General features: G+C 79.8%; 1 pseudogene. It reads right to left on the reverse strand.

Annotated features, from left to right (window positions below):
* Positions 1-18 precede the first annotated feature (18 nt).
* A pseudogene (locus KVT44_RS57670) lies at positions 19-228 on the reverse strand (S1 family peptidase); the annotation flags it as partial.

A 228-nucleotide genomic window follows, 5' to 3' on the forward strand; every position in this document is an offset into this window, starting at 1 on the left:
GCGGTTATCTGTCAGCGGTCAGCGGTCAGCGGACAGCGTGACGCCGAGAGCCGCGGGGCCGGTGCCGGTGCCGCGGCCGGTGCCGTTGCGTGTGGCCTGGGTCGACGGGTCGCCCGCGGGGCCGCCGGGGTCGCCGGGTTCGCCGGGTTCACGGCAGTGCCCGGCGGACCCCCCGCGCCCCCCGGTTCCGCCGCGGTCTCGTCCTTGGGCTCGGGCGGGGGCTCCGCG

Origin of the sequence: Streptomyces sp. GbtcB7, assembly GCF_019091445.1 — a bacterium.
Lineage (GTDB): Bacteria > Actinomycetota > Actinomycetes > Streptomycetales > Streptomycetaceae > Streptomyces > Streptomyces mirabilis.